The following is an 18,200-nucleotide window of genomic DNA, read 5'->3' on the forward strand; positions in this document are numbered from 1 at the left end:
GCGGAAAATCAATCCGCCGGGGCCGATGCCTATTCGTCAAGCCGCTTACATGATGAAACAAGCCAATGAGCCGCCATGATACGAAATGCACTAAAATGACGACCAATTCAGTCACGCGGCGCCCGGCGACAGGCTTGCCCGCCCACATCAGTTTGTTTTCGGAGAAGTCATGAAAAAAAGTTACCTGTGTACCGCCCTTGGGTTGGCGTGCGCCCTGGGCCTTGCCGCCTGCGGTGGCAGCGGTCAAGGCGAATTGCAAATCTCGATGGGACTCAGTGGCGTCACCCGCGACGGCCTGAAGATCAGCAATATGGGCCGCCCGGCCGTCGCCGTCCCGCCCGGGGCCCTGTACATCTTCCCCGACCTGGTGCCGATCGACAGCGACTATGACATCGTCATTATCGACCGTCCGCCCAACGTCGACTCGTGCACGGTCCTGAACGGCAAGGGCAATACCGGCGCCGTCAGCCCGGGACGCATTTTCATCGGCTGCGTGGTCACCACGTTCCCGCTGGGCGGCACCGTGAAGGGGCTAACTGGCGAACTGATCATTAACAATGGCAGCCAGAAGGTGACGATTCCCGCCGGCGCGACCACCTTCAGCATGACCGCCCCGACGGTTGACAACCCCAAGTTCGGCCAGGTGGCCGAAGGCACGCCATACGGGCTGACCGTTCTCCAGCAGCCGCCAGGCAGCACCTGCACGATCGACAAGTCGGCCGGCACCATGCCCAAGGCGGCGGTCAATGACATTGCCATCAGCTGCAAGCCGAATTGAGCGCGACCGCCACTCACCATAATACTGGAGAACACATGACATCATCTTTTTTGCGCCCCGCCATCCTCATCGCGCTGGCTGCGGCCAGCCTGGCAGCTTGCGGCGGCAAGGCCACGTTCGACATCACCGGCCAGATCTCGAACCTGCGCTACGACAGCCTGGTGCTGGTCGAGACCGTGAGCGGCCAGACTGTTACGGTTGGCAAGAACGCGACCACGTTCGCATTTCCCAACACCATTGAATACGGTGCGCAGTTCAAGGTGGCGGTGCGCGAAACGCCAAGCGGCCAGCCGCCGCACCAGACCTGCACGCCCAACTTCCTGGCCACCGGTACGGCCGGCCAGCGCGCCTCGATCACCATGGGCATCGTTTGCACCGACAATCCGCACACAGTGACTGGCAGCATCACCGCCAGCGGCACCGGCGCCAGCTATGTTGGCTTGAAGCTGATCAACGGCAGCAATGACCTGGCCCCGTTCACCGTTACCGACGCCGTCGCACAGACCGCCTATTCGTATCCAAATATCACGTATGGCACGTCATACGGCATTACCATCCTCCAGCAGCCAACCGACCTGGTCACCATGTGCAAGCTGGTGCCCAAGGTGGCAACCCCCGGCGCCCTGCCGACCATGGTGGCCGGCGACATGGGCGACGTCGATATCGTCATTGATGTCGTGTGCGCGAAACCTTGATTGACGGAGATATTTGCTGCGAAGATATCTGATATTCCAAATATAAATTAGATTTATATTTTGCGCTGCAGCATACTGTACTTGTCTCCTCCAACTCTCCTCAAAAGAATTGGATTTCAAGCCCGCTTCTAGCGGGCTTTTTTTTGGCCGCAAAATTCTGGCCGCAAAAAAGCCCGGTGCGCGCACCGGGCTGTTGGCGTGGCATGCGGAGCGGCGTGCTAGTCGAGGAAGTCGGCATACTCCTTGTGCGCGTAACCGGCCAGCGTGGTCCATGGCAGGACCGGCGCTAAGCCCGGCTGCACCGTCACCTGCACCCGCTTGAACACCGTGGCGGCCTTGTCGCCACTCTCGATGACCAGCGCCAGCTCGCGCGCCGCATCCCACAGCACGCGCTCGAACATGCCGTCGCGCTCCCGTTCGCGCCACTGCGCCCCGGCCACCGGCGACGGCCGCGCCGACAACGGCAGCGACATCACGCGGCGCGGATCGAGCAGCGAGGCCGCATTCTCCCACGAACCATCAAAGCCGACGTTGGCGTATTCCGCCGGCGGCACCGCCACGCGCTCGCGCCCCCGCCGATCGACAAACTCGACACTGACCTTGCCCTGCTGGAGCATCACATGCCGCGCCAGCAGCACCGGATTGAATTCGGCGTGGGCCGGCCGGGCCGGCGCGGGACCGGCCGGCAGCACCCGCGTGACCCAGACGTGGCCGGGCCGGCGCAGCATGCTGTCCTGGTAGCGCGCCTCGCGCGTGACCCCTTCCGGGGTGGTCACGCGGCTGTAGTAGGCGATCGACAAATCGAGCGGCGGGGCCGCCTGCGCCGCCTGGCAGCAGGCGCCCGACAGCATAGCGGCGCCGAGCAGTAGCTGGACGGCGCGCACTTTAGAATCCAAAGGCGGTTTTGAGCAGGCCAAACACGGTCGTGTTGTCGAGCGTGCCCTTGAATGCCTTGGCGCCGGCGCCCGTGGCCAGCAGCTTGACGTCGCCGCCGCCATGGGTTTCGCTGGCCAGGCGCACACCGGTTTCCTGCAGGTAGTTGTCGCCCATGACGGTGTTGCTGTCCAGGCTAGCGCGCACGGCGGGCCGGTTCGGTCCATTGCCAAACACCAGCGTGGTGTAGGTGTTGCCGTCGGCATCCTTGCTCGGCTGGCCATCCTTGTAGTTGCGCGTGACGTCCAGCACCGAACTGCCGCGCTTGCCGTAACCGTTAAAGGCGAGCGTGTGGTCATGGTCGGCAGTGACGACGATCAGCGTGTTGGCCAGCGTCGGGTCGGTCAGCTTGGCCTTGTCCAGCGCCGCCTTGATGGCGTCGTCGAAAGCGATGGTGTCGGTCAGCGCGCGCTTGGCATTGGTGCCGTGCAGCGCATGGTCGATGCGCCCGCCTTCGACCATCAGGAAGTAACCGTTCGTATTTTGCGACAGCAAGTCCATGGCCTTGACCGTCATCTCGGCCAGGCTCGGCTGGCTGGCGCCCTCGCCCAGCGGCACTGCCGCGCTGCGGTCGAGTTCATATTCCAGGTGGCTCTTACTGCTGTACAGGCCGATGAATTTCTTGCCCGCTGGCGCTGCCGCCATGTCCGCCTTGGTGGCGGCCACGGTATAGCCCTTGGCCGCCAGTTCGGTCAGCAGGTTGCGCCCGTCGGCGCGCCCGGCCTTGTTGGCGACGGCGTCAAACGGCGTGAAATGGTTGCGCCCGCCACCCATCAGGACGTCCACCCCGTCACCGAGCGCGGCATTGTAGCCGGCGCCGCCCGGCACGGCCTGGGCCGCGATCGCATACTGGGCGTTGCGGTTGCAGATGTGCGAAAACGTCGTGGCCGGCGTGGCATGGGTCAGTTCGGTGGTGGTGATGGCGCCCACGGCCTTGCCCTTGGCCTTGGCCAGTTCCAGGATGGTGGGCACGGCCACGCCGTTGCCGCTGGCGGCGCAGTTGTTCACGCCCAGGTTGCCGTTGGCGTCTTTGCCCGGCGGCGTCGCCTGGGTGGCCGCCGACATCGAAATCACCTCGTTGTTCATTTTCACGCCCGTCATGTAGGCGGCCATCGACGGTGCGCTGTCGGTGGTCTGGGCGTCGTTCGAGTACGTCTTGATGCGCGCGCTGCGTTCCAGCTTGTCCATGGTGAGCGAGCCATCCTCGCCGTACTTGTAGATGCGCGAAGCGGTGACGGTGGTCGGGCCCATGCCGTCGCCCAGGAAAAAGATCACGTTTTTCGCTTCGCCGGCCGCTTGCGCAGCGCCAAAGGAGAGCAGCAAGGCCGCCGATAACAGGGTGCGTTTCATGTGTAGGTTCCTTTGCATAATCAGTTACAGACCGGCCGCGGTCTTGACCAGGCCGAATACTTTGGTGTTGTCGATGGTGCCGCTGAAGGTGTCGGCGCCCTTGCCCACCGCGCCCAGGAAGACGTCGGCGCCGCCGTGGGTTTCGCTGCCCACCGCCATGCGCACCACGGCTTCCTGGTGATAGGTGGCCGCGCCGGTCACGCTCTCGTCCATGGCTGTCACGGCAGCGCGGCTGGACTGGGTCCGGTTCTCGCCATTGCCAAAGCCGATGATCGAATACGGCGCGCCATCGAGGTCTTTTTCAACGGCGCCGCTGACGTAGTTCTTGACCACGCCCAGCACGCCCGGATTGCCGGCCGCGGTCTTGCCGGTGCGTTTGGCGTAGCCGTTGAGCACCAGCGTATGGTCATGGTCGGCGGTAACGACCAGCAGCGTATTTTTCAATTCAGGGTCAGTCACGCGCGCCTTGGCCAGCGCCGCCTTGATGGCGTTATCGAACGCAACGGTGTCTTGCAGTGCCTTTTTTGCCGTGGTTTCGTGCAGCGCATGGTCGATGCGTCCGCCTTCGACCATCAGGAAGTAACCCTTGCCATTCTTTTGCAGCACGTCCATCGCCTTGGTCGTCATCTCGGCCAGGCTCGGTTCCTTGGCCGGGTCGCGGTCCAGGTCATAGCTCATGTGGCTGGAAGTGAACAGCGCCAGTACGCGCTCGGCCTTGGCCGGGTCAATCGCCGTGAACTCGGTGCTGTTACTGGCATACGCGTAGTTTTTCGCCTTCATCTCGGCCACCAGGTCGCGCCCGTCGGCGCGCTTGCCGCCATCTTTGAAGGGGAGGAAGAACTGGCGTCCGCCGCCGATCAGCACGTCCAGGCCGGTGCTGCCGAGCGCGGCGTTGTAGCCGGTCCCGCCGGGAACGGCAGCGGCGGCGATATCGTTTTCCAGGTCGCGGTGGCAAATATGCGCATAGGTCGCCGCCGGCGTGGCGTGGGTCACGCGCGCGGTGCTCACCACGCCGGTCGACAAGCCCTTGGCCTTGGCCAGTTCGAGCAGCGTGGTCACGGGCGTGCCGTTCTTGCTGCCGCAGTTGTTCGTCAGTTTGTTGCCGTTGGCGTCAGGCAGCGGGTCCAGCGCGAGCGTGTCGGCCGACATCGACAGCACTTCATTGTTCATCTTCACGCCGGTCATGTAGGCGGCCATCGACGGGGCGCTGTCGGTGACCTGGGCGTCGTTCGAGAACGTCTTGACGAAGGCGGTTTCCGGCAGCGTGTCCATGGTCAGCTCGCCATCTTCGCCCACGGCGTAGATGCGCGCGGCCGTCATGGTCGTCATGCCCATGCCGTCGCCGAGGAAGAAGATGACATTCTTGGGGGGAGCGACGGCGACAGGCGGGGCCTGGGGTGCATCGTTTGGCGAACAGGCGCCCAGCAGGGCTGCGGTTGCCGCGCCGACGGCGGCGATGAGAAGTCCATTGCGTAACATGTTGTCAGTCCCGGAGTTGAAAACCGGGAGTCTGACAAGGCTATGTTACGGGCTGATGAAACGCAGCTGCGCACGCGCGGCTGCCTGCCGCAGGCTGGCCGAGACGCGGGATGCTGTCGGAAAACTTTACATATGGGACCGGCAAATTATTGCCGCTTGGCCCAAGCCGTTGATTTTTCGAAACAATTTTTAACCGGCACGTTAATTGCTTATAGTAAATTATCTTTATCTATCCTGGAGCATCACATGTTGTTGAAAAGTCTGTTCGCCGCTCTGAGCCTTACCGCTGCCGTTGGCGCGACCGCCGCACCGATCGTGAACGGCGACTTTGAAGCCGGCCTTGCCGGCTGGACCACCACCGGCAATGTGGCGCAGGCTTACCAGGTCGGCGGCGCCTTCTGGTTCGGCGCGGGCAGCAGTGCCCAGAACGGTAACTTTGCAGTGGCGTTCAATGCAGGCGACCAAGCCCCGAACGGCACGCTTGCGCAAAGCTTTGCCACCAACAGCGGCGCCACCTACGTGGTCAAGTTCGACTTTGGCGCGAGCAACTGCGGCGCGTACAGCTGCGGTCAATCGCTGCGCGCGTCGGCCCTCGGCAACGACGGCGTTGCCCTGCTGTCGTCGATGACGGCGGTCGGCGCGTCGGCAGGTCCACTGGCGTCGTACACCTTTGATTTTGTTGCCAACGGCGCCACGACCACCCTGCGCTTTTCAGACATCGCCGGCAACGACACCGTCTGGCTCGACGGCGTTCTGGACAACGTCAACGTGCAAGCAGTACCGGAACCGGGATCGCTGGCCTTGCTGGGCCTGGGTCTGTTCGCCATTGCTGCCCGCCGTCGCCGCAAGTAAGTAAGTAAGTAAGTAAGTAAGTAAGCAGAACGCAAGGCCGGCGCTTGCGCGCCGCGACAAAAAACCCCATGGCCCGCCAAGGACCATGGGGTTTTTTTATCGCCCGCGCTGCGACTAAGGTGCAGGTTGCACCGGCTTGAGCAGGTTCGCCAGCGCCACGTACTGCGCCAGAGCCACCGTCTCGGGCCGGGTCGACGGATCGACGCCGCAGTCCGTCAGCTGCTGCTCGGTGAACATCCCGGCCAGGCAGTTGCGGATCACCTTGCGGCGCTGCGAGAAAGCTTTCATCACCACCGCCGCCAGCGTGGGTCCGTCGCACGCCATGCGGGTCGCGACCGGGATCATGCGCACGATGGCCGACTCCACCTGCGGCGGCGGATCGAACGCGGTGGGCGGCACGATGAACATCAACGTCATGTCGTAGCGCCACTGCAGCATCACCGACAGCCGCCCGTACGTCTTGCTGCCCGGCGCGGCCACCATGCGTTCGACCACTTCCTTTTGCAGCATGAAGTACTGGTCTTCGATCAGGTGCGCAAAGTCCGCCAGGTGAAACAACAGCGGGCTCGAGATGTTGTACGGCAGGTTGCCCACCACGCGCAACTTTTGCCCCGCCGGTACGGGAATCAGGCCGTAGTCGAACTTGAGCGCGTCGCCCGAGTGGATGGTCAGCTTCTCGGCCGGGAACTGCTGCTGCAGGCGCGCCACCAGGTCGCGGTCCAGCTCGACAACGTGCATGTGGCCCAGATGCTTGAGCAGCAGCGCCGTCATGGCCGCCAGGCCCGGGCCGATTTCAACCATGGTCTGGCCGCTGTGCGGTCCGATGGCGTCGATGATATCGTTGAGGACCATTTTATCGGTCAAAAAATTCTGGCCAAAACGCTTGCGTGCTACGTGTTTCATGATGTGCTTTTCTTGGTGCTGCTTTTGATGTTCAGGGCCATGGCAAGCGCGGTGCGGATCGCTTCTTCCATGCTGGTGCAGTCGGCCAGGCCAAAGCCGCGGGCGGCCAGGTCAAGCGCGGTGCCATGGTCGACCGAGGTGCGCACCAGCGGCAAGCCAAGCGTGATGTTCACGCCGCGCCCGAAGGTGGCGTGCTTGAGCACCGGCAGTCCCTGGTCGTGGTACATGGCCAGCACGCAGTCGGCGTCCTCCAGGTACTTGGGCTGGAACAGCGTGTCGGCCGGGTACGGGCCGCGCGCATCGATGCCGCGCGCGCGCGCCGCATCGATCGCCGGCCCGATGGTGTCGATCTCCTCGCGTCCCAGGTAACCGTGCTCGCCCGCGTGCGGGTTCAGGCCCGTGACCAGGATGCGCGGCGCGCCAATCCCGAACTTGGTCTTGAGGTCGGCGTCGATGATGTCGAGCACGCGCCCCAGGCCATCCCGGGTGATCGCCGCCGGCACATCCTTGAGCGCCAGGTGGGTGGTGGCCAGCGCCACGCGCAAAGGCGGCAGGCCGGGAGCCGGGGCGCCGGCCAGCATCATCACCACTTGCGCGGCGGCGGTCTTCTCGGCCAGGTATTCGGTATGCCCTGAAAACGCGACGCCGGCGTCGTTGATGGTGCTCTTTTGCAGCGGCGCGGTGACGATGGCGTCGAACCAGCCGGCGCGCGCGCCTTCGATGGCCACGTCGAGCGTGGCCAGCACGCTGCGCCCGTTCTCGGCATTCAAGGTGCCGGGCACCACGTGCGCGGCTAGCGGCACGTCGACCACGGCTACGCGCTTGGCGCCGAAATGCGGCAAGCCATTGTTGCGCAGCGCCTGCACCGACAGCGCCACCAGTTGTATGGCGGGGTCGATCAGGCTGGCCGTGAGCGCCAGGAAGGCGGCGTCGCCCACCAGCACGCAATTGACCTGCTCGCGCAGCGCCCACGCGGCCACGATCGAGATTTCAGGCCCGATGCCGGCCGGTTCGCCAACGGTGACGGCGATTGCAGGACGCAGGACAGGCCGCAGTGCGGGTGCAGCCACCGTAGTGGCCACTGGGGTGGCCACCTTATTTCTCGTCGCGGAACTCGACGTAGGCGCGGTCGCGCACCTGGCGCTGCCACTCTTCGGTCGCTTCGGCCAGCTTGCGGTCGCGAATGACCTGACGCGCGGCATTGCGTTTCTTTTCCTTGGACTGGTCTTCGCTCTTGCGCTCGAGTACTTCGATCAAGTGGATGCCGTACGGCGTTTCCACCACGCCGGAAATTTCACCCGGCTTGAGCGCAGCCATGGCCGTTTCAAATTCCGGCACGGCGTCGCCGGGGAACAGCCAGCCCAAATCGCCCCCCTTGGTGGCCGAGGCGTCGTTGGAAAACTGGCGCGCCAGGTCTTCGAACTTGGCGGCCTTGTTGTCGAGGCGCTCTTTGAGCTCGGTCAGTTTTTTCTTGGCCGCTTCGGCCGTCATGGTCGGCGACACCTTGAACATGATGTGGCGCACGTGCGTTTGCTGCACGATGGTCTTTTCGTCGGACGCGGCCAAGCTGCGCTTGTCGACCAGTTTAAGGATGTGAAAGCCGGCCGTGCTCTTGATCACCGGCGTGCTCTGGCCGGGCTTGAGCTTGGAGAGCGCTTCGGCGAAGATCGGCGGCAGGCGGTCCGGATCGCGCCAGCCGATGGCGCCGCCGGCGAGCGCGTCGGGCGCATCGGAATAGGTGCCGGCGATCTTGGCAAAGTCGCCGCCCACGCGCAGCTGGCGCGACACTTCATCGGCGCGCGCCTTGCGCGCGGCAATCTGTTCGGGCGATGAATTCTCGGGGATGCGCACCAGGATCTGCGCGATATTAACCTCGACCTTGTCGACCGCGGCGGCCTGCTCGGCGGCCAGATAGGTATCGACTTCGGCGTCCGAAATCTGGATCTTGTTGTCCACTTCATGTTCGCGCAGGCGCTGCATGGTGATCTCGTTGCGGATCTCTTCGCGGAAGGCGGCGAACGGCATGCCATCTTTTTCCATCGCATTGCGCATGTCCTGGACCGACAACTTCTGCTGCTCGGCGATGCGGGCGATGGCGCGGTCAAGTTGGCTGTCGTCGACCGCGCGCACGCCCATCTCCTTGGCCAGCTGGAACTGGGCGCGCTCGACGATCATCGCCTCAACCACCTGGCGCTGCAGGTCGGCCGCCTCGGGCATCTGCGCATTCTGGCCCTTCATGCGCTGTTCGATGCTGCGCACGCGGGCGGCCACTTCGTTGCGGGTGATGACTTCGTCGTTGACGACAACGGCGATCGAATCGATCACATTGCCGTCGGCAGACGCCGGCGGAATGGAGCCGGCCGACGGCGCCGCCTTGGCGGGGGCAGGCTTGGCCTGGGCGGCAGCCTGGCCGGCGGCAGTAGCGGCGCACAACACGAAAGCGGCGATCTTAACTTGGTGCATACTGATTTTACGCATAATCTGGGAAGCACTTATTCAGGTGAATAAAAATGAAAATCTTGGCTAGCGGCCGGCGCCAGGGTTCAGGCGGGAATAGCCGGGGATACTCTTGTAGAACGATTCCAGCGGGCTGCCTGTGCCCAGCTTGGACAGGCCGTTCAACTCCAGTTCAAAGAAAATCGGGGTCGATGCGTCGCGCGTGGTGACGACGAAACGCTGCGCCCCCATGCGAAACACCCAGCAATCAGCCTTGTATTCCAGGCCGATCAAGCTTTCCAGCGTCTTGTGCTGGCTGAGCGAATAACTGACCCGACCCACGCCATACCAGCGCCGCCCGATCGGCCACTGCGCCGACAGGTCAAGGTTCTTGACCTGGTCGCGCACGAAACGGTATTCGGCGTTGATGACTTTTTGTTTGCCCGGAATCCATTGCACGCCATAGTTCGAGCTCACCACGCTGCTGGTGTTCGCATTGTATTGTACTGCGCTGTCCACGCTCCAGGTTTCGGAAACGCGCCCGCTGGCGGCCAGCAGCACGTCGGAACGGCTGTCGGCGCCGGGCGAATTGCCCAGCAATTGCACGCGCTGGTCGGACAGGTAAAAGCGCTGGCCCAGCGACAGGCGCAGGCGCTCGGCGCCATTCGACTCCAGGAAGCGCGAGACCACCGCGGCCGTCACCTGGTTCGCGTCGGACACGCGGTCCGAGCCGATAAAACGGTTTTCGGTAAAGATTTGGGCGAAATTGAAACCCGGCTCGGCCGTGTCGAACAGCGGGAACCGGCTCTGGTCCTTGTACGGCGTGTAGACGTAGAACAGGCGCGGCTCCAGCGTTTGCGTGACGGCGCGCCCGAACAGGCGGGCACGCCGCTCGAACACCAGGCCGCTGTCGACCGAGAAGGTGGGCAGCACGCGCGAGAGCGAACCGGGGGTGCCGGGCACGCTGCCGTCGCGCTGACTGCCGAGCGCGCTATCGGGCTTGCTGTCGGGCTTGCTGTCAAGCTGATACGCGCTGGCATGCAGCAGCAGCTTGGGCGTTACGTAATAGCCGGGGCGCACCACCGGGTAACTTACCTGGGGCGTCACCACCGCGCGGTTGCCGCTGATCAGGTCCGGATGCGAAAAGCGCGTCGCCTCGGCATTCACGGCCCAATCGAAGCCGCCCACGTCGTAGCGCCCGGCGCGCAGCAGGATTTCGGGTAGCCGGTTGTACGGACGCGGCACGAACAGCGCCGGGTTGGTCAGCGCCGCCGGGTCTTGCAGCACCTGGTAGTTTTGAACGCGCGCCGTCAGGCTCCAGTACTTGCCGTACAGGTCGGTGCGCACTTCGCGCAGCAGTTGCCGTTCGGCGCTGCTCGAGACCGACTTCGAAAAGTCGCTCGGGTACTCGTCGTCGGAGGCGGCGTTCAGATTCCAGCCGAACGACCAGTTGCGCCGCAATGCCTGGGCGTGGGTCGACTTGACCAGCCAGCGGTCCGACTTGGTGATCTGGTCATGGAACAGCGCCTCGAGGTGGGTCTGGCCGGCATAGGTTCCGGCGTCGGTCTCGCCCAGGTAGCGCCCGGTGGCGCCCAGTTGCAGGCCGCGCCCGATCATCATGCGCGGAAACACGGTCAAGTCGCGGTTCGGTGCGATGTTGACATAGTAGGGCACCATCACTTCGGCGCGGCCCTTGGCGCCCAGGCCGATCGACGGCGGCAGCCAGCCCGAACGACGCGCGCCCGACAGCGAGAACGACATGCCGGGCGCGCCCATAATCGGCACGCCCTTGAAATAGACGATCGTCTTGCCGGCCACGCCCACATCGCGCCCGGCGTCCAGGCGCAGCGTGGACGACTTGAGATACCAGTCGGGATTGGGGCCTTCGCAGGTGCTGTAGGTGCCGTTGGTGATGAGCGCTTCGTCTTCGCTGATGAAATCAAGGCGCGCGGCGCGGCCCTGCGCATTGTTCAATTCCATCTTGTATTCGGGGCGCAAGACCCAGCCCTTGCCCGAGGCCAGGTTCAGCTGCAGTTCGTCGCCCTTGTAGCGGTCGCCAAAGCGCGCCATGTTGACGTGGCCTTGCGCGGTCACTTCATTTTCCACTTGCTTGAAGCAGGCGACGTCGGCCGTAAGGCGGGTTTCGCCGCGGATCAGTTCGACATTGCGCTTGAGCGTGACGTCGCGATCGGGCCGCCCGTCGATCTCTTCGGCTTCCACATACACGGTGGGATTGCTTTCCTCGATCCGCAATTTGTTTTGGGGAGGCTGGGCGAACGCCGGCACCGCGGAGGCGGTCACGAGCGCCGTCAGGGCATAGGCCCAACGCTGCGAAGGAGGAGAAGCTGCAAACCAGCTCATGAAAAGACGGGGAGAAACGCCATGGAAAGCGATTTTTTGAGTTGAATCCCTTATTATATGGGAATTGTCACCTTTCACCGGATTCCACGGCTCGCAACATGTCATCAATATCAATAACTCCCCCCATCGCCACCCCAGAGCAACGCGTAGATCAGCTCACCACCTGGCTGGGCTCGCTTGGCCTGGTCGACGTGGCTTCGCGCCGCCCGGCCTCGGCCGACGCCAGCTTTCGGCGCTATTTCCGGCTCGACGTCGCCCCAGCGCTGCGCGCCAGGCTGGGCGACACCCTGATCGCCATGGACGCCCCGCCCGAGCGTGAAAACGTGCCGGCCTTTCTCCACGTGCAAGGCTTGCTGATGGCAGCGGGCGTGACGGTGCCGGCCATCGTCGCCCAGGACGTGCCCAACGGCTTCTTGCTGCTGGGCGACCTTGGCAGCACCACTTATCTGCAGCGCCTGACGGTCGACAACGCGCCCATAATGTATTCCGACGCCGTCGATACACTGATCAAGTTTCAGCTCAGCAGCGAACCGGGCAAGCTGCCGGAATACGATCGCGCCTTCATCATGCGCGAATTAAATTTATTCCCTGAATGGTTTATCGGCAAGCACCTGGGCATCACCATGACCGACGCCCAGACGGCCACGCTGAACGGCGTGTTCGACGCCATCGCCAGCAACTGCCTGGCGCAGTCGCAAGTGTTCATGCACCGCGATTTTCACTCGCGCAACCTGATGTTCGTCGAGCAGGGCAACCCTGGCGTGCTCGACTTCCAGGATGCCGTGTTCGGCCCCGTCACCTATGACCTCGGTTCGCTGCTGCGCGACGCCTATGTGCAGTGGGACGAAGAAATCGTGCTCGACTGGGTGGTGCGCTACTGGCAGCGCGCCAAGCAGGTGGGTTTGCCGGTCAACCCGGACATCGACGCCTTTTACCGCGATTTTGAATTCATGGCGCTGCAGCGTCACTTGAAAATCCTGGGCATTTTCTGCCGCCTGAATTACCGCGACGGCAAGAGCCACTACCTGGGCGACCTGGCCACCGTGAGCAGCTACGTGCGCAAGACGGCCGGGCGCTACGGCATCCTCAAGCCGCTGGTGCGCCTGCTCGACACCTTCGAAGACACCGCGCCGACCGTGGGCTACACCTTTTAATTCAAGGCTCGAACATGAAAGCAATGATTCTGGCCGCAGGCCGCGGCGAGCGCATGCGCCCGCTGACCGACACCTGTCCCAAGCCCCTGCTCAAGGTCCGCGGGCGTCCGCTGATCGTCTGGCATATTCTGAACCTGGTGCGCGCCGGGATCACCGAAATCGTCATCAACCACGCGTACCTTGGCCACATGATCGAGGAAGAACTGGGCGACGGCAGCAAGTACGGCGCGACCATCGCCTATTCGGCCGAAGCGGTGGCGCTGGAAACGGCGGGCGGCATCGCCAACGCGCTGCACCTGCTGGGCGAGGAGCCCTTCCTGGTGCTGTCGGGCGACATCTACTGCCCCTACTTCGACTTCGAGCAAGTCAAGGATGTTTTGCACGACAAGGACGTACTGGGCAACGCTTACACGAGCGAGCAGCGTGACGCCTGCTGGCTGTACCTGACCCCCAACCCGTGGCACAACACCAAGGGCGACTTTGCGCTCAACATGTTCTCGGTCGCGAACGACGGCGAGCCGAAATGGAATTTCTCGAACATCGGCGTGTACCGCGCCGAGATGTTCAAGGCGATTGAACCGGGCCAGCGCGCCGGCCTGGGCTTGTTGATCCGCGCGTACGCGGCCAAAGGTCTGGTGGGCGGCGAACTGTATGAAGGGCCGTGGGTCAACGTGGGCACCGTGCAGCAGCTCGAGGAACTGAACGCCCCGCTGTCGGGCAAGGTCAAGGGCGCCTGATGACATCTTTCAGCGCGCGCCGCGCGCGCCTGTGCCAACGGATGGCCCCGGGCGCAGTGGCGATCCTGCCGACGGCGCCTGAAGTCAGCCGCAACAGCGACAGCGACTACCCGTACCGGCACGACAGCTGTTTCTATTACCTGACCGGCTTTACCGAGCCAGGCAGCGTGCTGGTGCTGGTCGCCGCGCACGGCAGCGCACCCGCGCAGGCGGTCCTGTTCTGCCGCCAGAAAAACGCCGAGCGCGAAGTCTGGGATGGCTTTCGGCACGGACCGGACGGCGCGAAAGCAGCCTTCGGATTTGACGCCGCCTTCCCCATCGACGAACTCGACACGGAAATGGCGCGCCTGCTGGCCAACGCGCCGGCCACCTACCATGCGCTGGGCCACAGCGCCGCGCTCGACCTGCAAATGAAGACGTGGCTGGGCAGCGTGCGGCGCCAGGCGCGCAGCGGCGTGACCGCGCCCACCGTGGCGCATGACCTGCTCGCGCTGCTCGACGAAATGCGCCTGTTCAAGGACGACGGCGAACAGGCGCTCATGCTGCGCGCGGCGACCATCTCGGGCCAGGCGCACGCACGGGCCATGCGCGCCTCGCGTGCCGGCATGTTCGAGTACGAAATCGAGGCTGAACTGCTGCACGAGTTTCGCCGTAACGGCGCCCAGTTCCCCGCTTACACGCCGATCGTGGCGGCCGGCGCGAATGCCTGCGTGCTGCACTATACCGTCAACAATGCGCAAAGCCGCGACGGCGACCTGATCCTGATCGACGCCGGCTGTGAACTGGACAGCTACGCCGCCGACATCACGCGCACCTACCCGGTCAACGGCCGCTTTACGGAGCCGCAGAAAATATTGTACGAACTGGTGCTGGCGGCGCAAGCGGCCGCGCTGGAGCAGGTTCGCCCCGGCACCATCTACACCGCCATCCACGACGCGGCCGTGCGCGTGCTGGCGCAGGGCATGCTCGACACGGGCTTACTCGCCAAGCAAAAGTTCGGCAGCGTCGACGACGTCATCGCCGAACGCGCGTACCAGCAGTTTTACATGCACGGCACCGGCCACTGGCTGGGACTGGACGTGCACGACACCGGCGCCTACCGCGACGTGCATGCCGAAGGCAAGCCGTCGCGCGCGCTGCAGCCTGGCATGGTGCTGACGGTGGAACCGGGCATCTACGTGCGTCCCGCACAAGGCGTGCCGGAACAGTTCTGGCATATTGGCATCCGCGTCGAAGACGACGTACTCGTCACCGCCGCCGGCCACGCCATTCTCAGCGAGGCGGCGCCCAAAACCGTGGCCGCCATCGAACAGACCATGCGGCGCGCCCCATGACGAACACCACCTTTGATGTCGCCATCTGCGGCGCCGGCCCGGTGGGCATGGCGCTGGCCGCCCTGCTGGCCCGGCGCGGCATGCCCGCCCGGCGCATTGGCCTGATCGACGCCAAGTCGCTCGGTGCGGCGATGACGGACCCGCGCTCGATCGCACTGTCGTACGGCAGCCGCTTGCTGCTCGAAGAAATCGGCGCCTGGCCGATTGCCGCCACCGCGATCCACGAGATCCACATCTCGCGCCGCGGCCACTTTGGCCGCAGCGTGATCGAGCGCAGCGAACACGCTGTGCCGGCGCTCGGCTACGTGACGCGCTACGGCGAGCTGGTCACCGCCTTGTCGCTGGCCTGCGAGCGCGCCGGTGTCGGTGTGATCCGGCCGGCGCGCGTGACCGGGCAGCTCGAGCACGCCGACGGCGTGGGGATCAAGCTTGACGACGGGCGCGACCTCGACACCTTGCTGATGGTACAGGCCGAAGGCGGCCTGTTCGGCGCCCAGGACAACAAGGCCGTCACCCGCGACTACGGGCAGACGGCGGTGATTGCGCGCGTGAGCGCCAGCGCGCCCATTGCGCACCGCGCCTATGAACGCTTCACCGATGAAGGGCCGCTGGCGCTGCTGCCGCAAGAAGGCGACGACCGCCGCCAGTACGCGCTGGTGTGGTGCGTACGTCCGGAAACGGCCGCGGCGCTGCTGGCGCTGGACGACGCAGCCTTTCTGGCGCGCCTGGGCGAAGCCTTCGGGACCCGGCTGGGGCGTTTTACAGCGACCGGCGCGCGCGCGGCCTATCCGCTCGGCTTGAATGCGGGTGCGGCCGGAACGGCGCGCACGGTGGCGATCGGCAATGCAGCGCAGACGCTGCATCCGGTGGCCGGCCAGGGCTTTAACCTGGGGTTGCGCGACGCGGCCGTGTTGGCGCGCTTGCTGGCGTACGAAGCCACGCCGGCGGCGCTTGGCAAGTTTGCGCTGGAGCGCAGCGCCGACCGCCAGCTGGTCGTGGGCCTGACCGACGCCATGGCGCGCGCGTTTGCCGGCGCGGGGCCGGTACAGGCGCTGCTCGCTCTGTCGCTGGGCGTGCTCGACACGGTGGCGCCGGCGCGCACGCTGCTGGCCGAGCTGATGATGTTCGGACGGCGCTGAAACACCACACCGGCGTCCTCGCTGGCGCTGGTGCCGCTAAAGGGGCGACGGTGCAGCAGCGTTACATCGTCCTCGCGAAACGCGGGGACGATGTTGGTCAAGGGCAGTAAATCAATTGCCCGTGCGGCGCCATTTCTGAACTGGTGGGACAATACCGTCATCTCCATCAATGAGTCTCCCGCCACATGCTCGGTACCCTCCCCGCCGCCATCGTCTCGCGCCTGATCGAGGAGTCCCTCGATGCGGTGCTCGTGGTCGATGCAAGCGGCGCCATCCGCTACATGAACGCGGCCATGCAGGCGCTGTCCGGCTATTCTCCCGCCGAAGCGATCGGCCAGCCGCTGGCCGGCTTGCTGCCTGAATCGTTCGGCGATGGGCATCCCGGCTCGGTTGCCAGTCTCCTCAAAAAAAACGACTGCGACGCGCTGCTGCGCGCACCGCGCGAATTTGTGATCCGGCACCGTACCGGCGACATGATCCCCATCGAAATGAAGGCGCTCGACCTGGGCGTGGTCGACACAGTGCGCTATTTCGGCGCCTTCATGAGCGACTTGCGCGCGCGCCGCCAGGCCGAAGCGAAAAACGCCGCCCTGCTCGACCAGCTCGAGCGGCAGGCCATGAGCGACACGCTGACCGGCCTGCCCAACCGGCGCGCGTTCGAAGCCGAAGCGACGCGCATGGTGGCACGCGCAAAGCGCGGCGGGTCGGTCATTACGGTCGGGGTAGCCGACATCGACCACTTCAAAAAGGTCAACGATCAACACGGCCATGCGGTGGGCGACGAGGTGCTCGGCGCCGTCAGCGCCGTGATCGCGCAAGCGGCCCGCGCGACCGACTTCGTGGCGCGCATCGGCGGCGAAGAATTCGGTCTGCTGTTCCCGGACGCCATGCCCGATACCGCGCGCGCCGTGGCCGAACGCATGCGCCACGCGGTGGCCGACTTCCCGGTCTTTACGTCCAATGGCGAGCAGCTGCACGTCACGATCAGCATTGGCTTGGCGCCATTTGAGGGAGAGCTGACCGCAGCGCTGTCCAAGGCCGACAGCGCCCTGTACGCGGCCAAGAACGGCGGGCGCAACCGGGTCGAACAGGCTACTTGAGCGTGTCCAGATTCTGGTCCAGGATCGCGGCGGCCGAGACCAGCAGGCGCGCCACCTCGGCAAAGAAGGTCGGATCGATTTTCTCGAAAGAGTCGCTCGGCTGATGGTAGTCGGCGTGATCTTCGACACCAAAATACAGGAAGGCAATGCCGGCCTCGTGGAACACGGCGTGATCGGACTGGCCGGTCCAGTCGTCGTCCGGCGGCGCGCCAGGAACCTTGCTGTCATGCCCGAGCCTCACCTTCACGCTGCTGCTCGCGGCCGCCTTGGCGACCAGCGGCTTGAGCGACGGCGTGTAGCGCGTGCCGGCTGCGTAAATCTCGTTCTTGTCGTTGCGGCTGACCATGTCGAAATTCAGGTTCAGGGCCACGTTCGCGATCGGAAAAGGGGCCGCCTTGACCAGCGCGCGCGCCCCATGATGGCCGAGTTCTTCAGCATCAAAGGCGGCGAAGACAATGGTGTTTTGCGGCGGGTTCTGCTTGAAATAGGCCGCCACGGCCAGCATCGCAGCAACTCCGGACGCGTTGTCGTCGGCTCCCAGGTAGGCGGCGCCCTTCTGGACGCCCAGGTGATCGTAGTGCGCCGACACCACCATGTAGCGTTCTGGATGGACGCTGCCACGGATATGGCCGACCAGGTTGAGCGCTGCCGGATACTCCGTCTTGACCTGGCCGCGCAGGCTGGTAAAGGCAAACGGCATCGCGTAGTTTGCGCCAAACGGCTTGATGCCGATCTGTTCGAAACGGCGCGCGATGTAGACCTGCGCCATCTTGCTGCCCTCGCTTCCCGTGCGGCGGCCAGCCAACTCGGGTGCGGACAGGGTGCGTACGTCGGCGAGCAAGGTTGCGCTGTCGAGTGGTGCGGCGCCGGCGAGCGGTGTGGCGCTGGCGGCGAAAGCATTCGGGGCGAATAACGAGATGAGACCGATGAGCGCCAGCAGATTTTTCAT

The 18,200-nt window shown here is 64.6% G+C and carries 16 protein-coding genes; 8 read left to right on the top strand and 8 right to left on the bottom strand.

The window, feature by feature from the left end; translation table 11 throughout:
- Positions 1-169: 169 nt before the first annotated feature.
- Together ACP7D4_RS09060 and ACP7D4_RS09065 are read left to right on the top strand one after the other, a co-directional pair.
- Positions 170-778, top strand: a complete 609-nt coding sequence (locus ACP7D4_RS09060; RefSeq protein WP_426103793.1) for a hypothetical protein — start codon at positions 170-172, stop codon at positions 776-778.
- A 35-nt stretch (positions 779-813) separates the two neighbouring features.
- A complete protein-coding gene (locus ACP7D4_RS09065) occupies positions 814-1,473 on the top strand; it encodes a hypothetical protein (protein WP_426103794.1) in 660 nt (219 codons plus the stop codon).
- A gap of 218 nt (positions 1,474-1,691) precedes the next feature.
- Here the strand turns inward: ACP7D4_RS09065 and ACP7D4_RS09070 are convergent, their stop codons facing one another.
- Genes ACP7D4_RS09070 through ACP7D4_RS09080 form a run of 3 tightly spaced genes read right to left on the bottom strand, consistent with a single transcriptional unit; the run spans position 1,692 to position 5,235 of the window.
- Entirely contained in the window at positions 1,692-2,369 is a 678-nt protein-coding gene (locus ACP7D4_RS09070; protein ID WP_426208735.1) for a hypothetical protein, read from the bottom strand.
- A complete protein-coding gene (locus tag ACP7D4_RS09075; RefSeq protein ID WP_426208737.1) occupies positions 2,359-3,756 on the bottom strand; it encodes an alkaline phosphatase in 1,398 nt (465 codons plus the stop codon). Before ACP7D4_RS09075 ends, ACP7D4_RS09070 begins: the two co-directional genes overlap by 11 nt.
- 24 nt (positions 3,757-3,780) lie before the next feature.
- Complete coding sequence (locus ACP7D4_RS09080; RefSeq protein WP_426103797.1) at positions 3,781-5,235, bottom strand: alkaline phosphatase; 1,455 nt, start codon at positions 5,233-5,235, stop codon at positions 3,781-3,783.
- Positions 5,236-5,481: 246 nt separating this feature from the next.
- Here ACP7D4_RS09080 and ACP7D4_RS09085 point away from each other — a divergent pair, with 246 nt between their 5' ends.
- Entirely contained in the window at positions 5,482-6,087 is a 606-nt protein-coding gene (locus ACP7D4_RS09085; RefSeq protein WP_426103798.1) for a PEP-CTERM sorting domain-containing protein, read from the top strand.
- A 114-nt stretch (positions 6,088-6,201) separates the two neighbouring features.
- On the opposite strand, the gene rsmA is transcribed toward ACP7D4_RS09085, so the two are convergent.
- From rsmA to ACP7D4_RS09105, 4 genes are read right to left on the bottom strand one after another with little or no spacing between them, the layout of a single operon-like run.
- On the bottom strand, positions 6,202-6,990 hold the full coding sequence (gene rsmA / locus ACP7D4_RS09090) for a 16S rRNA (adenine(1518)-N(6)/adenine(1519)-N(6))-dimethyltransferase RsmA (RefSeq protein WP_426208738.1): 789 nt from the start codon (positions 6,988-6,990) through the stop codon (positions 6,202-6,204).
- On the bottom strand, positions 6,987-8,084 hold the full coding sequence (gene pdxA, locus ACP7D4_RS09095) for a 4-hydroxythreonine-4-phosphate dehydrogenase PdxA (RefSeq protein ID WP_426103800.1): 1,098 nt from the start codon (positions 8,082-8,084) through the stop codon (positions 6,987-6,989). The genes rsmA and pdxA overlap by 4 nt, the downstream gene beginning before the upstream one ends.
- A gap of 1 nt (position 8,085) precedes the next feature.
- The gene (locus ACP7D4_RS09100; protein ID WP_426208740.1) at positions 8,086-9,453 is read right to left on the bottom strand and encodes a peptidylprolyl isomerase; all 1,368 of its coding nucleotides are present in this window, start codon (positions 9,451-9,453) and stop codon (positions 8,086-8,088) included.
- A 60-nt stretch (positions 9,454-9,513) separates the two neighbouring features.
- Positions 9,514-11,787, bottom strand: a complete 2,274-nt coding sequence (locus ACP7D4_RS09105) for an LPS-assembly protein LptD (protein WP_426103802.1) — start codon at positions 11,785-11,787, stop codon at positions 9,514-9,516.
- 98 nt (positions 11,788-11,885) lie between these two features.
- Here ACP7D4_RS09105 and ACP7D4_RS09110 point away from each other — a divergent pair, with 98 nt between their 5' ends.
- The 5 genes from ACP7D4_RS09110 to ACP7D4_RS09130 all read left to right on the top strand — a co-directional run bounded on the left by ACP7D4_RS09110 (position 11,886) and on the right by ACP7D4_RS09130 (position 17,251).
- Positions 11,886-12,941 carry an aminoglycoside phosphotransferase family protein gene (locus ACP7D4_RS09110; protein WP_426208742.1) on the top strand — a complete coding sequence of 352 codons (1,056 nt, stop codon included), beginning with the start codon at positions 11,886-11,888 and terminating at the stop codon, positions 12,939-12,941.
- 14 nt (positions 12,942-12,955) lie between these two features.
- Complete coding sequence (gene murU, locus ACP7D4_RS09115; RefSeq protein ID WP_426208743.1) at positions 12,956-13,678, top strand: N-acetylmuramate alpha-1-phosphate uridylyltransferase MurU; 723 nt, start codon at positions 12,956-12,958, stop codon at positions 13,676-13,678.
- Positions 13,678-15,012, top strand: coding sequence for a Xaa-Pro aminopeptidase (gene pepP / locus ACP7D4_RS09120; RefSeq protein WP_426208745.1), 1,335 nt, complete (start codon positions 13,678-13,680; stop codon positions 15,010-15,012). Before murU ends, pepP begins: the two co-directional genes overlap by 1 nt.
- Positions 15,009-16,151, top strand: a complete 1,143-nt coding sequence (locus tag ACP7D4_RS09125) for a UbiH/UbiF/VisC/COQ6 family ubiquinone biosynthesis hydroxylase (RefSeq protein ID WP_426208747.1) — start codon at positions 15,009-15,011, stop codon at positions 16,149-16,151. The genes pepP and ACP7D4_RS09125 overlap by 4 nt, the downstream gene beginning before the upstream one ends.
- Positions 16,152-16,336: 185 nt before the next feature.
- Complete coding sequence (locus tag ACP7D4_RS09130; RefSeq protein WP_426103807.1) at positions 16,337-17,251, top strand: GGDEF domain-containing protein; 915 nt, start codon at positions 16,337-16,339, stop codon at positions 17,249-17,251.
- Here ACP7D4_RS09130 and ACP7D4_RS09135 read toward each other — a convergent pair.
- On the bottom strand, positions 17,244-18,200 hold the full coding sequence (locus ACP7D4_RS09135) for a M20/M25/M40 family metallo-hydrolase (RefSeq protein WP_426208748.1): 957 nt from the start codon (positions 18,198-18,200) through the stop codon (positions 17,244-17,246). The two genes, ACP7D4_RS09130 and ACP7D4_RS09135, sit on opposite strands and share 8 nt — an antisense overlap.

Source organism: Massilia sp. TWP1-3-3 (assembly GCF_049897805.1).
Lineage (GTDB): Bacteria > Pseudomonadota > Gammaproteobacteria > Burkholderiales > Burkholderiaceae_D > Telluria_A.